General features: G+C 52.8%; 11 protein-coding genes. 6 read left to right on the forward strand and 5 right to left on the reverse strand.

Annotation, left to right across the window (positions count from 1 at the left end; all coding sequences use genetic code 11):
* Position 1: 1 nt before the first annotated feature.
* Complete coding sequence (locus VMW85_00575; protein ID HUT26528.1) at positions 2-721, reverse strand: ABC transporter ATP-binding protein; 720 nt, start codon at positions 719-721, stop codon at positions 2-4.
* A 70-nt stretch (positions 722-791) separates the two neighbouring features.
* Positions 792-1,718: a prenyltransferase gene (locus VMW85_00580; protein HUT26529.1), complete on the reverse strand. Its 927-nt coding sequence runs from the start codon at positions 1,716-1,718 to the stop codon at positions 792-794.
* 365 nt (positions 1,719-2,083) lie between these two features.
* Between VMW85_00580 and VMW85_00585 the strand changes: the two genes are divergently transcribed.
* Entirely contained in the window at positions 2,084-3,385 is a 1,302-nt protein-coding gene (locus VMW85_00585) for a TrpB-like pyridoxal phosphate-dependent enzyme (protein ID HUT26530.1), read from the forward strand.
* Between the two features lie 574 nt (positions 3,386-3,959).
* On the opposite strand, the gene VMW85_00590 is transcribed toward VMW85_00585, so the two are convergent.
* A complete protein-coding gene (locus VMW85_00590) occupies positions 3,960-4,520 on the reverse strand; it encodes a DUF835 domain-containing protein (protein ID HUT26531.1) in 561 nt (186 codons plus the stop codon).
* Positions 4,521-4,744: 224 nt separating this feature from the next.
* Here VMW85_00590 and VMW85_00595 point away from each other — a divergent pair, with 224 nt between their 5' ends.
* Positions 4,745-7,354 (forward strand): tetratricopeptide repeat protein, encoded by a 2,610-nt coding sequence (locus VMW85_00595; GenBank protein HUT26532.1) that lies wholly within the window; start codon positions 4,745-4,747, stop codon positions 7,352-7,354.
* Between the two features lie 23 nt (positions 7,355-7,377).
* On the opposite strand, the gene VMW85_00600 is transcribed toward VMW85_00595, so the two are convergent.
* A complete protein-coding gene (locus VMW85_00600) occupies positions 7,378-7,545 on the reverse strand; it encodes a hypothetical protein (GenBank protein HUT26533.1) in 168 nt (55 codons plus the stop codon).
* Between the two features lie 197 nt (positions 7,546-7,742).
* Between VMW85_00600 and VMW85_00605 the strand changes: the two genes are divergently transcribed.
* The 4 genes from VMW85_00605 to VMW85_00620 are packed head-to-tail and all read left to right on the forward strand — an operon-like array spanning position 7,743 to position 11,499.
* Positions 7,743-8,453 (forward strand): HAD family hydrolase, encoded by a 711-nt coding sequence (locus VMW85_00605; GenBank protein HUT26534.1) that lies wholly within the window; start codon positions 7,743-7,745, stop codon positions 8,451-8,453.
* Entirely contained in the window at positions 8,450-8,821 is a 372-nt protein-coding gene (locus VMW85_00610; protein HUT26535.1) for a Rid family detoxifying hydrolase, read from the forward strand. Before VMW85_00605 ends, VMW85_00610 begins: the two co-directional genes overlap by 4 nt.
* A 41-nt stretch (positions 8,822-8,862) precedes the next feature.
* Entirely contained in the window at positions 8,863-11,355 is a 2,493-nt protein-coding gene (locus VMW85_00615; GenBank protein ID HUT26536.1) for a heavy metal translocating P-type ATPase, read from the forward strand.
* Complete coding sequence (locus VMW85_00620; GenBank protein HUT26537.1) at positions 11,356-11,499, forward strand: YHS domain-containing protein; 144 nt, start codon at positions 11,356-11,358, stop codon at positions 11,497-11,499.
* 63 nt (positions 11,500-11,562) lie between these two features.
* On the opposite strand, the gene VMW85_00625 is transcribed toward VMW85_00620, so the two are convergent.
* The gene (locus tag VMW85_00625) at positions 11,563-13,143 is read right to left on the reverse strand and encodes an FAD-binding oxidoreductase (GenBank protein HUT26538.1); all 1,581 of its coding nucleotides are present in this window, start codon (positions 13,141-13,143) and stop codon (positions 11,563-11,565) included.
* Between the last annotated feature and the right edge of the window lie 170 nt (positions 13,144-13,313).

The raw sequence follows: 13,313 nt of genomic DNA on the forward strand, positions 1-13,313 counted from the left end.
GTCAACCCCTGTCGATTATATCCTGGCAAACGGTACTGACCTTGCCGTCATCGTCCACGATCTCCCCGTCCCTCATGTGGATGATGCGATCGCACTTCATGCCGACCTCGGGATCGTGGGTAACGATGACGAAGGTCTGTTGGTTCTCCTGATTGAGTCGCCTCATTAGCGCCACGACCTCATCGGCGGTCTTCTTGTCCAGATCTCCGGTCGGTTCGTCCGCCCATACAAGTGCGGGTGTGTTTACCAGCGCCCGGGCGATCGTGACCCTCTGCCTTTCGCCCCCTGATAGGGAGGCCGGACGGAGTGGGGCCCGGTCCTTAAGACCCACTGTCTCCAGTAGTTTCAGGGCCTTCTCTCTGGCTATGGACGGGCTCTCCCCTGAAATGAGCAATGGGAGCTCCACGTTCTCCTGGGCGGACAGTACTGGCAACAGATTATAGAATTGAAAGATGAATCCCATCCTTCGGGCTCGAAAACGGGTTTTTTCGTTATCGTCCATCTTGGTCAGTTCCACCCCCTCGATCAGAACCTGGCCGGAACTCACATCATCGATACCGGACAGGCAGTTGAGCAAGGTGGTCTTTCCGCATCCGGAAGGTCCCATGACCGCCACCATCTCCCCCTTCTTGATCTCCATGGTGATGCCTTTCAGAGCCTCCACTCGGATATCCCCAGTAACATAGGTCTTAATGATATCCTGGCAACGAATTATGGACAATTTACTCCCCCAAGATGTTTATGATACTTCGGAATATGATATATAATCGTTGTCCAGGGGATCCTTCAGTTCAACGTAAGAGCATGAACAGGTTTACCAAAACTAATAAAATTACCAGGGAACCGACGTTCAATTTCACCTGTCGAATGACCTTCCTTCGGTCGTAGGTTTTCAGGAACAGACCGGTAAAGCTAGCAGCGATCGGTATCGCACAGACCATCATTAGCGTTGACAGTTCCAGCTCCCAGTACTCACCGAGCAAGGTGAGGATCGACCAGATAAGAGTACTGAGCGATACGCAGATGAATGATATCGCCGCCCCTCTCCTCAGACCCATACGGACCATCAGATTCACTTTACCCCCGGCCTGGTCACCCTTTAGGTCGGGCATCTCAACGCTCAGTATGAAAAATCCCACGAAACCAAAAAGCGGTAGGCAGGTGATCATGAATTTGAGGTCTAACCCCCCATTGACGACCATGTATCCCATGCCAGGCATGACCAGCCCCGCGGCTAGCACCGTCGATACCTCCCCTAGTCCCCGATAGCTCAAACGGAGAGGTGGCGCGGCATAAAAATAGCCAAGCAGAGCACCGAACAGGACGAAGGGAAGGAAGTACCAGGGCATATTGAATGTGATTTGGAATGCGAATGCCGCCACCATTGCAAGACATATCAGCGACCAGGAGATGCAAAGGGCGGCCCGGGCGTATTCTGGATTTTTATTTAGAACCCCGCTTCCGCCTGAAAGGACCGAAGGGGTGTTCGCTGCGTCGACCTCTTGATCAAAGTAATCGTTGGAATAACTAAGAGATATCTGTGCGAGGAGAAATATCAAGTAACCCAGAGCGAAACGGCCAGCATCCGGTCCTGTTGGGTCCCCTCTCGCTAAAAGAGATCCAAGCAGGAAAAGTAACAGACCTGGTAATAGAAATTGTGGGCGGCTCAATCGCAGTAGAGCCCATATCTTCTTTCGTTCCCTGGCCCCATCTGACATCGGGTTTTCACCTCAACATAAATGACCTAGATCGGTCGGTCGAAGAGAAGCTCCCCGACATGTTTAGGAAATATGAAGGGGGCTGTGGGTGTGCAGTGATTACATTTCTTTTCATTGCTATGACATATGAGGCGTGCTCGAATATTTCACAATAAAGGTTCTAAATTTATTGTGAACGCCCACTTATGAGATGAAATTGGGGTGCATTCATCAATTTATGAACTTGATCGTTGAACGCTTTACGAGGAATCGCATAGCCGGTCTTTGAATTTCTTCTAAAAAGTTGTAACGAGATCTATTAATGTATTATTATGTACATCATAGTCCATAAATGCTATATATTGCATTATCCTTTTCTCTATTTCATGAAAGATGATGTCAGGATCACCCTAGGCGTTAATGACATTCCGAAGCGCTGGTACAATATCGCTGCCGATTCCCCTGTCCCGATCCCTCCGCCGCTGAACCCGGGCACCAACCAACCTCTGAAGCCAGAGGAGATGGAGGCCATCTTCCCCAAGAACATCATCGCTCAGGAGTATTCTACCGAGCGCTACATTGACATTCCAGAAGAAGTGCGTGAGGCCTATATCATGTTGAACCGCCCCTCCCCCTTGGTTCGGGCGGTCCGACTGGAAAAGGCGCTTAAGACCCCAGCTAAGATCTACTACAAGCGGGAAGATCTCAGCCCCTGCGGTTCCCATAAGCCCAACACCGCGGTTCCACAAGCCTACTTTAACATGGTGGCAGGGACAGAGCACTTGACCACTGAGACCGGTGCCGGGCAATGGGGATCTTCCCTTGCCCTAGCATGTTCTATGTTCGATCTTAGCTGTAAGGTCTTCATGGTGAGGGTCTCCTACGACTCTAAGCCCTATCGCCGCTTCGTCATGCAGACCTACGGCGCCGATGTCTACGCCAGCCCTAGCCCGGAGACAAATTACGGCCGCACTCTCTTGAAGAGCGATCCTACCAACCCTGGAAGTCTAGGCATCGCCATCAGCGAGGCCGTTGAACTGGCGGTCAGCACCCCCAATACAAAGTACAGCCTTGGCAGCGTGGCCAATCACGTCATGATACATCAGTCGGTGATCGGACAAGAGCTCATCGAGCAAATGAAGATCGCCGAGATCGTTCCGGACTACATGGTCGCCTGTGTTGGCGGTGGCAGTAACTTTGCCGGATTTGCCTTCCCCCTGTTGGCACAGAAGATAAAAGGGACGATAGACACTGAGTTCATCGCCGCCGAGCCCGTTTCAGTTCCTTCCTTGACCAAGGGAGAGTATCGTTACGATTTCGGAGATACCGCGGGATTGACGCCTCTGTTCAAGATGTTCACCATGGGTCATGAGTTCATGCCTTCCCCCATACACGCCGGCGGTCTGCGCTATCACGGAATGGCTCCCACCGTCAGTCTGATGAAGAACTTGGGATTGGTCAAAGCAGTGGGCGTTGAACAAAAGGACACTTTCTCTGCTGGTGTGCAGTTCGCTTTGGCGGAAGGAGTGATCCCAGCACCGGAGAGCACCCATGCCATCCGGGCGGCCATAGACCTAGCCCTGGAGGCCAAGCGCAACAATGAGGAGAAGGTCATCGTCTTCAACCTCTCTGGACATGGGTTGCTAGATATGGCTGGGTACGACAGCTATTTCAATGGCAAACTATAGGGATCTTCTTAGATCCGACCCGGGGGCGTGAGCCCCCATATTTTTTATTTTTATCACTGAAAGACTTTGATTTCACTAATACAATTATTTATAAAATATCGCCATTACCGTTGTTAGTGGGTCGGGGAAGTAAATTGAGGAAGTGTCTTGTGCGCCGAACTTGAAGTCGAAAATGGATTGAAATTCTACTCCATCGAGGTTCGTTCAGACTTCGGCCTGTTCACTTTGGACCACGGGCGCATCTACATGATCATCAATGAACGTCTGGACAAGACGCTTTCATTGATAAATGGCATGGCTTCTGCCGGTAAGGACATCATCTGTGTCAGCCGAATGCACCCGGATATGCTGCGGGGGCGATATCCATTACAAGAAATTCATTCCCTTTGGCTTAGCGAAAGCGGCAACAGCCCTAGGATATCACCTGATCAATTGGACCAGATCGTGGAAGAAATTTCTAATTTCGTTCAAGAAAGAAAGAACGCAGTGGCCGTCTTGGACGGCCTGGAATACATTTCCCTGTTCACCGATTTTCGCTCGTTGAACATCTTTTTGGAGGAATTGAACGATGTCGTTATGGCGTCGCGGTCAATCCTTTTGATACCAGTAGATCCGCGCCTATTTGACCCTTGTCAACTGGCACGGTTGCGTCGCTTTGCTGAGATCCTTCATTGAGCTGTGAGGTGTCCATCTGGGGAAACGCCTCCCATAACCTCTTCAGGTCCCTCTCCTCGAAGGTCAGCGGATCTATGGATATGATCATGCTCCCTTTCGACGTCCCGAGCGCATGGTCGATGTCCTGCAGTGCTGAGACGATCTTGTTCATATCGCTCCACAGTAATAGGTACTCGAGTCCGTCCAAGAAAAATTTCTTGTGCCCCGCCTTGACCTCGGCCCGCACTTTCTTGACCAGGTTCGATACGTTCTTTGGGCAAAGGGCGTCCTTGTGCTTCACGCCGCTCAACCAGTGAAATTTAGAATTGGCTAGACCGTATTTCTCAACCACGTATTCGGGATGCAGGCGGGTGATGCACACTCCGTCGTCACCAGATAGGTATTTAGAGAACATTAGGAAACCGTTGCGAGGGTAACCCTCCACCAACAACGAGACATTGGCATTTATGACATTTTCCATGAGATCATTCCTCCGTTCCTTATTCTATGACTTTGTTTTTACCCTATTTAAAGGGCATTTGAGCATGCTACTTTAGTTAAATGAGAATCTGCACCTGAACACTGTGTGAAAGGTTATTGATAGAAGAACGTGGTTTTTGTTATGTGAATCGTGTGGCTAGCAGATCATTATTGACCGTCAAGGAACGGGTCTTTCTTCATCTGCTATTTCAACAACGGTTCATCATGGATTCCGATTCTCCCAAGACCGTTACCCAGGAAGGCGTGGCCAAGGCCGTCGACGTGGGCAGGAACAACGTAGCCAAGGTCCTGGCGGAGATGAATAATGATAGTTACATCGAATCATTCACCCGCCACGTCAAGGGATTGCCCAGCGTGCGTAAGGTCTATTTCCTGACCCCAAAAGGTCTGGAAGAAGGGAAGCAGATCAAGCAGGATGTGGAAGCTACCGTAGTGGATATCATAGATCTGCAGGGGGAGACTCACCAGGACGAAATCGGACGATTGGGGAATTACCTGCCAAAGCGATATGACCTCCTAGAGCTGATCGTGGGCATTAGTCAGGGGAGCATCGATTGCAGGACGTTCCACGAGAACAAAATGAGAGAGGAGCGTCGATACGTCGACTTTACCGATAAGAAGCCGGCGGTGAGAAACTTCTTTGGTCGTGAGAAAGAACTGGCGTCTCTGAACGATCTGCTGACCTCGGAGACCAAACGCATCGTGGTCATCAACGGCATCCCGGGAATCGGAAAGACCACCTTGTTGGCCAAGTTCGCTCAGACGGTGAAGGAAAACACCAATGTATTCTGGTACAAGGTACATGAATGGGCCAACTTGAAAGCGTTGCTGCGCCCTTTGGCTGAGTTCCTATCGCAGATGGGGCGGAAAAACCTTGAATGGTACTTGAACCAGACGGAAAAACCCTCGGTAGGAGAGGTCACCCACATCCTAGAGGCCGATCTGAAAGATGTCTCCACCCTGCTAATATTCGATGATGTGCACAAGGCCGACCCCACGGTCCTGGAGTTTCTGGGAGCGCTGCTCAGTGTAATGGAGGTCCTAGAGCACACCAGGGCGGTCTGTACCGCCAGAGAGCTTCCCTCGTTCTACTCCCGCGGTATGATCTTCCGCGGTTTGGTGGAGGAGATCAACCTGGATGGTCTGGACCGGGAGAGCAGCACCAAGATGATGCGGTCCCGCGGATTGAACGACAGCACCTTCGAGGAGATATTTCGTGTCACCAGCGGTCACCCTCTCTTTCTGGAGCTCATTGACGACCCCAAGCTGGCCTTGGGAAAGAACATTCGTATTTTCATCGAGCAGGAGGTCTTTTCGCGCCTGGACGTCGCTGAGCGCAAGATCATGAGCATCGCTGCGGTGTTCCGTTATCCGGTGCTCATAGACGCGTTCTTCATCATGGAGGAAGAGATCCATCTGGCCGCGGGTATGGACAAGGTGGAGATGGAGGGCGCGGACTACGCCGTCAGCTATGAGGCGGTTGACACCTTGTTATCCAAGGCCATCATCTACGAATCCGTTGGTCGCATGATCGGCATGCACGACCTATTACGTGAATTCTCCTTATCCAGATTAACACCCAGACAGAGGCGGGTCTATCATCGGGCAGCGGCAAGGTACTACTTGGAGGACAGCTCCGCCCCGGCGAGGGTCGAGGGACTTTATCACTCCATCATGGCGGGGGACCTGACCACCGCATCATCCATCGCCGCCGGTGACGGCCGCACTATAATCAACAAGGGTTACGCCACCCAGTTCGCCCCACTCCTGGAACGCTTGGCGCGTGACATGGGGACCACTGAGAAGAAGGACCTGGTGGAGATCAACCTGTTGCTGGGTGAGGTGCTTTACCTGCAGGGAGAATGGGACAGAGCGATTGACGTCTTACAGTCGCTTAGGAAAACGGCACCCGGAGATCGGGATGGCAGAGTGTTTAGTGAGATCAATCGTATAATTGGAGTGATCTACCTCAATCGGGCAGATTATGACAAAGCCAAGGTCTTCCTAGGGGATGGGCTCGAGATATCGATGCGAAATGGAGATCGCTCGACCGAGGCCGATATATTATATGACATGGGCGGACTCCTAGAACGGCGGGGACATAATACAGAGGCCATGGAACATTTCATGAAGGCCAGGGACATCGCCCTGGAATTGGCCGATGACCTAGCCTTGGGCAAGGCACTTTACGGACTGGGTCGTGCTCATTCCACTTTATGTGATTATGATTTGGCCGTTCGTTATAAGAAGGAGGCATTGATGGTATTGGAACGCCGGGGCGATATTACCATGATGGCCAAGACGTGCATGAGCATCGGTAACGACCTTTGCACCCTAGGGAAAAATCAGGAGGGAATGGAGTTCCTTGAACGATCCACGGAACTGGCCAATATATTGGGTGACCTTAGTACCGTTGGTCACGCCATGGCCAACCTTACCGGATGCAAGATCACCCTGGGTGAATTTGACGATGCGGAGGATCTTGTTCAACGGTGCCTACCCATCTCATTGAAGTTGAACGATCCTTTAATGACCTCCATGCTGCGGTTCTATAGTGGATATATCAGCACTCGGAATAATGATTGGACGGAAGCCCGGACAGAGTTCAGAATATCGATGGATATCTTACGTAAGCTCGATACACCGGTCCGACTGGGGCAGTTATTGATGGAGATAGCAGATATCAACATCAAGAACAATGACCGAAAGGAGGCCCGGGTTCTTCTTCAAGAAGCATACGATATCGCAAGTAAAATTGGCCACCAGAAACTTTTAGATCAGGTTAAGGAAAATATGGAAAAGTTGTGCACATGAAGTTGTGCACATTTTTATGCCGTTCAGACCGAGATAGCGTGGGGGTCTAGGAACGGTATGGAGTGGGGGTCTAGGAACGGTATCGACTGGATTCCAGCGATAAGACCGGGAATCGAACCGAGTAGCAACATGCAAGCACTGATGGCGAACAGCGCCACCAAACCGATTATGACCTTATTCCTAACAATCATTCAAAGCACCTGTGAGCTATTATGAAACCTGGTTCGACTTGTATATATTAAAATGGTCTTTGAGCATGCTACCACAATGATTATATACTTATTTTAGAAAAAACGGATAATTTTGACCCACTGGATAAAGGAAAAAAATAGTGATTGAAGAATATCGGCATATTTATTAGCCGTGAGAATGTCATGCGGAGACGATCATGAATTCGACAGACCGCTTAGGCCTGAACCTAAAGGCTCTCAAGGCCGTCATTTTCGATTTGGACGGCACCCTGATCCAAAGTACCATCGATTTCAAGGCAATGAACCAGGCGGTGGCAGAAACCCTGATACAGCATGGGCTGCCCAAAGACATACTGGATACTAAAGGCAGGATCAATGAGAGCATCGTTCGCGCCTACGCCTATTTCAAGGGTCACAGTCAAAATGGTTGGATGGACCGCTTGGAAAACGACCTGAACCGTGTCAGCGCCGCGGTGGAGATGCGCCAGGTGGACCGGACCACGGTGGTGCCGGGCACCTTCGAGGTTCTGGACCATTTGAATAGAAATGGATTGTCCGTGGCCATTCTCACAAGGGGGAGCAGGCCCTATACATTACGAGCGCTGCGCGCTTCCGGCCTTGAAGGATATTTTCGTACCATCGTTTGTCGCGACGATTATCCATTGATCGAGGCCAAACCGAATCCTATCGCCTTACGCAGGGTTTTCGCTGACCTGGGAATGGAGAAACAGCAATGTTTGTTCATTGGGGACCACGAAACGGACTATCAGTGCGCTATTTCCGCTGAGACCTCTTTCGCAGCCGTTCTCACTGGATCCCATGGGCAGGAAGTGTGGAGCAGGATCCGGCCTGATCTGTTGATGTCCAGCATAGCCGAGCTCCCAAGAATGCTGGAGGGTGGATCGTGAAAGCCATACTGACCAAGGGCGCCCCCGAGCCCATAGGCCCTTACTGCCAAGCATTGGTGCATGGGGACCTGATATTCTGTTCTGGGCAACTGGGATTGGACCCGGGCACCGGGCTACTAGCGGCCGGTGCGGTGGAGCAGGTTCAGAGAGCCCTCGATAATCTTGAGGCGGTATTGGAAGAAGCCGGCAGTTCCGTCGATCGGGTCCTGAAGGCGACCTTGTACCTAACGGACCTTTCCACCATGGCCGAGGTGAACATCGCCTACGGTGAATTCTTCGCTCGACCCTATCCGACCAGATCGGTCATTGAGGTTTCTGGGTTGCCCAAGGGAGCGATGGTCATGATTGACCTGATCGCTGCGCGATAGTCCTCAGCAAACCTTTTTCAGCCCCCCACTTCGTTATTGATATGATGAGCGATGAGGCAGCTGAGGGCAAGGAGAGTAAGCGGAGAAGCGCGACCTTCTCCGTGACCGGTATGACCTGCGCCACTTGCGCTGGGACGATCGCTGATTCCTTGAACGAACTGGAGGGTGTGTTCGGCGCCGATGTCAACCTGGCGACGGATCGTGCGTCCGTGACCTATGATCCGGAGAAGGTCGACCTGCCCAAGCTGCGCAAGGCGGTCGAGGACGCCGGATACGGCGTCATAATCAACGAGCTGACCTTGTCGATCTCGGGAATGAGCTGCGCCACCTGCGCCAACACGATCGAGGAGAATGTAGGCGAACTGGACGGGGTCTACTCCGCCTCTGTCAATTTGGTAACAGAGAAACTTACCGTGAAGTACGACCCGCAGAAGGTCAGGGTCACCCAGATAAAAAAGGCGGTCGAGGACGCCGGATACGAGGTCATTGAAGCTCAGACGATGGACATGGAGAAGGAGGTCCGGGAGAAGGAGACCAAGCGACAACGCGCCCTATTGCTGCTCTCGCTGTCCTTGGCCATCCCAACCATGATATTGATGATGACCATGGACTTCACCGATATCGGGCAGGAGTTCCTGATGGAATATGGCAACCTCATCATGTTCCTGATGGCCACCCCGGTGCAGTTCATCGCTGGTTACCAGTTCTACGTGGGCGCCTACAAGGCGTTGCGGAACCGCACCGCCAACATGGACACGCTGATCGCCGTTGGAACCTCAGCGGCCTATTTCTATAGCGTGGCGGTCGTCTTCCTACCCGGCGTGGTTGCCTTCGAACACGTCTACTTTGACAGCTCGGCCATGATAGTTGCGCTTATCCTGTTCGGCAAATATCTCGAGGCCAAGGCAAAGGGGAGCACCTCGGAAGCGATCAAACGCCTCATGGGACTGCAACCCAAGACCGCCCGGATCTTACGTGAAGGGGCGGAGATGGAAATATCGATCGATGAGCTGGACGTCGGCGACGTGATGCTGATCAGGCCGGGGGAAAAGGTCCCCACGGACGGAGTGGTGATCGACGGGCGTTCATCTGTGGACGAGAGCATCATCACTGGAGAAAGTCTGCCGGTGAGCAAGGAAGAGGGTTCTGTGGTCATCGGCGCCACGATCAACAAGAACGGGCTGCTGAAGGTGCGGACGACGAAAGTGGGAAAGGATACCGCCCTAGCTCAGATCGTCAAGCTGGTGGAGGACGCTCAGGTAAGCAAGGCGCCGATACAACGCGTTGCTGACCGCGTAGCGGCCGTGTTCGTGCCAACGGTGATATCGATAGCTCTGATCTCCTTCCTGCTGTGGTACTTCGTGGGAGTGAACGCCTTCGATGTGCAGCAGGCGGCATTCACCTTCTCCCTCACCATATTCATCACCGTAATGGTCATCGCCTGCCCCTGCGCCCTGGGATTGGCCACTCCGACGGCGATCATGGTCGGTACTGGTAAGGGAGCGGAGAACGGCATACTCATCAAGGGCGGGGAGTCGCTCGAGATAGCCGGCCGGATACAGACGGTCGTCTTCGATAAGACCGGTACTTTGACCAAGGGGGAACCAGAGGTGGTGGAGGTGCTGAACTTCGACCCCGGCTGTCCGGACATGTTCGAGTTGGTGGCCAGCACCGAGGTCGGTTCCGAGCACCCATTAGGTGAGGCCATCGTGCGTAAGGCCCGGACGGATGGTCTGGAACTTTATGAGGTGGACGACTTCGAAAGCTTAGCTGGAAAAGGAGTGAAGGCGACCGTAAGGGGAAGGCAGGTAGTGGCAGGAAATCGCGGATTGATGAAAGAGATGAGCATTCCCCTGGACGACAAGGAAAAGGACATTACCGCACTTGAAGAGCAGGGAATGACCGCGGTGTTGATCCTGCTGGACGGACGCTTGTGCGGAGCCGTCGGCATCGCGGACGTCATCAAGCCTACGGCCCAGGAAGCGGTCATCGCCCTAAAGGAGATGGGCATCGAAGTGGTCATGCTAACTGGGGACAATAAACGAACGGCGAACGCTATCGCGGCCAAGTTGGGCATCGTGACCGTACTGGCCGAAGTGCTTCCGGGCGACAAGGCCAAGGAGATCAGCCGGTTACAGAAGGAGGGGCGTATCGTGGCCATGGTGGGTGATGGCATCAATGACGCCCCGGCATTGGCACAGGCGGACGTAGGGATGGCCATAGGCTCCGGTACCGATGTCGCTGTGGAAGCTGGCGATATAGTGCTCATCAAGGACGACCCGAGAGATGTGGTTGCGGCCATACAACTGAGCAAGCAGACCATGAAGAAGATAAGACAGAATTTGTTCTGGGCCTTCGGCTACAATACTGCCGGCATACCGGTGGCCGCGGGCGTCCTCTATCCATTCTTCGGCATCCTTCTGTCGCCCATCATCGCCGCCGGGGCCATGGCCATGTCCTCGGTGTCGGTGGTATCCAACGCCGCACTGCTTAAGCGTTACACGCCTGAGATCAAACGAAAAGGGGGTGAATGATTGGCCGTAGATCCGATATGCAAGATGCAGGTAGACGCGAAGAGCGCCAAGTGGAGCTCGGAGTATAAGGGCAATAAATACTACTTCTGCGCCCCAGGTTGCAAGAAGAAATTCGATACGGACCCGGAGAAGTATCTGAAGTAGTTAGACCAAAACCTTTTATTTCTTTTTAAAAGAAAGGAAGGCGGGCGTTGCCCGCTAAGATATTTAATGGCTCTTGTGCCGCCCGTCACGCTCGGCGTTGCCACGCTCTCGCGCATATGCTTCCTGGCGCGCCTCGATGTCCGGGGACTCGCTAGGCAAGGCCTTCTTGACCACTCCCATGGCCCCCATGGCCAAGTTGAATAGCGCAGGAGGGATCCTGATCCCGTAGCGGGTGGTGGTTCCGGTGAGCTTTCCAGGATTCATTATGTCATCGGGATCGATGAGCTTCTTGATCCCTCGAATGTACTTCGCACCGGTGCCGCGGATGGTGTCCAGGTTGGATGCGAAGAAAGCGCCGAATCCCAATGGGCGCCCGTCCATGGTCAAAGAGGCGTCAGCAAACTTCTTGTTGAACGCGAAGGAGGTCAGGTTCTGCATCTCATCCGGGTTGAACAGGTAGTATGGCATGAACATGACCGTGTTGCGGTCGACCATGGAACCTATTATGGCACCGGTCATATGCAGCTCCTTCAGTATGCTGTAGCAGGTGTCCACGGCCTCCTCGAACTTGTTCAGGGGCAGTAACGCCTCTCCCGGTATGTGGCCAATGCCGATCTCTCGGGCGCGGAACTCGTAGCAGCGCTCTTCCCACTCGTGAGTGGCATCGGCGTCCGGTAGCCTCGTGGCCCCGTGTTTCGCCATGATCTCATCGAGCTTCTTCTCCTCCCAGGCCACGATCTCCTTGTCACCCTCTAATTGAATGTTGAGGACCGAACCCACTTCAAGAGCGTGCTTGCCGGCCTTCTTCAACAGATCGAAGTGATTTCCATCGCTAAAGCCCATGTGCAGGGGCCGGACGCGGGAGCGGGCGATGTCCATCAACGGCTTTCCGACAGCCCTTAGGTTCTCGAAGCCGTAGGATAGGGACTTCATCTCCTCCGGAGCGGGCTCCAATTTCAAGGTGACCGTGCATATCTGGGCCAGTGTGCCTTCGGCTCCGATGATCAGCTGGTTGAGGTTGTAGCCGGTCTCATTGTCCACGATGGAGTCGTAACCGGTGTGTACGATGGTACCATTGGGCATAACGACCTCCATATTGCGGACCAGCTGGGCGGAGGTGCCGTACTTGTAGGAACCAACTCCCACACCGTTGACGGAGACCCACCCGCCCAAGGTGGCCGACGGGAAGCTGCTGGGGTAGCCACCCAATAGAAGCCCCTTTTCCAAACAGTCATCGTAGACCTGTTTCCAGGTGCATCCGGCTTGGGCGACGACGTAGAGGTTCTCCACATCGATCTTGATGATCTTATTCATGCCACCGCTGCTATCGATCAGAATTCCGCCGAACACCGGTATGGAACCTCCCAATCCCCAAGTGGAAGCTCCACGCGGAGTGATGGGGATCTTTTCCTCAGCGGCGATCTTGACGATCTTGGCCACGTCCTCAGTCGTGTGAGGGCGGACCACGATATCTGGAATGTTCTTAAAGGCTAATTGGGTCACATTTGGAAGCGGGGCGAGGTCATGGCTATAGAGCAACCTTTCCATTTTGCTCGTCTTAACGTTCTCTCTTCCAATGGCATCTTGCAGTTTTGCCACGACCGGAGCCATGACCCTGCTGACTTTCTCCTCCGCAGCTTCCATATGAAGTCCTCAAATTACTAGGATATAAACAAGATTATTCCGTAAAGACCGTAATGTATTTTAAATGTATTCCCAAGCCATACGTAAAAAATCTAACATTCTATTCATTATGAAATAATTAAAAAGGTGCCCGAGTATCGGTGCTTTTAGGTACTTCGTCCCGTCTTGAC

It is taken from the genome of Methanomassiliicoccales archaeon, assembly GCA_035527755.1.
Taxonomy (GTDB): domain Archaea; phylum Thermoplasmatota; class Thermoplasmata; order Methanomassiliicoccales; family UBA472; genus UBA472.

What these genes read in the sequence shown, in the direction of transcription:
- VMW85_00580 (HUT26529.1), bottom strand. Translation starts at nt 1,718, where the DNA reads ATGTCAGATGGGGCCAGGGAACGAAAGAAGATATGGGCTCTACTGCGA.
- VMW85_00585 (HUT26530.1), top strand. Translation starts at nt 2,084, where the DNA reads ATGAAAGATGATGTCAGGATCACCCTAGGCGTTAATGACATTCCGAAG.
- VMW85_00590 (HUT26531.1), bottom strand. Translation starts at nt 4,520, where the DNA reads ATGGAAAATGTCATAAATGCCAATGTCTCGTTGTTGGTGGAGGGTTAC.
- VMW85_00595 (HUT26532.1), top strand. Translation starts at nt 4,745, where the DNA reads ATGGATTCCGATTCTCCCAAGACCGTTACCCAGGAAGGCGTGGCCAAG.
- VMW85_00600 (HUT26533.1), bottom strand. Translation starts at nt 7,545, where the DNA reads ATGATTGTTAGGAATAAGGTCATAATCGGTTTGGTGGCGCTGTTCGCC.
- VMW85_00605 (HUT26534.1), top strand. Translation starts at nt 7,743, where the DNA reads ATGAATTCGACAGACCGCTTAGGCCTGAACCTAAAGGCTCTCAAGGCC.
- VMW85_00615 (HUT26536.1), top strand. Translation starts at nt 8,863, where the DNA reads ATGATGAGCGATGAGGCAGCTGAGGGCAAGGAGAGTAAGCGGAGAAGC.
- VMW85_00625 (HUT26538.1), bottom strand. Translation starts at nt 13,143, where the DNA reads ATGGAAGCTGCGGAGGAGAAAGTCAGCAGGGTCATGGCTCCGGTCGTG.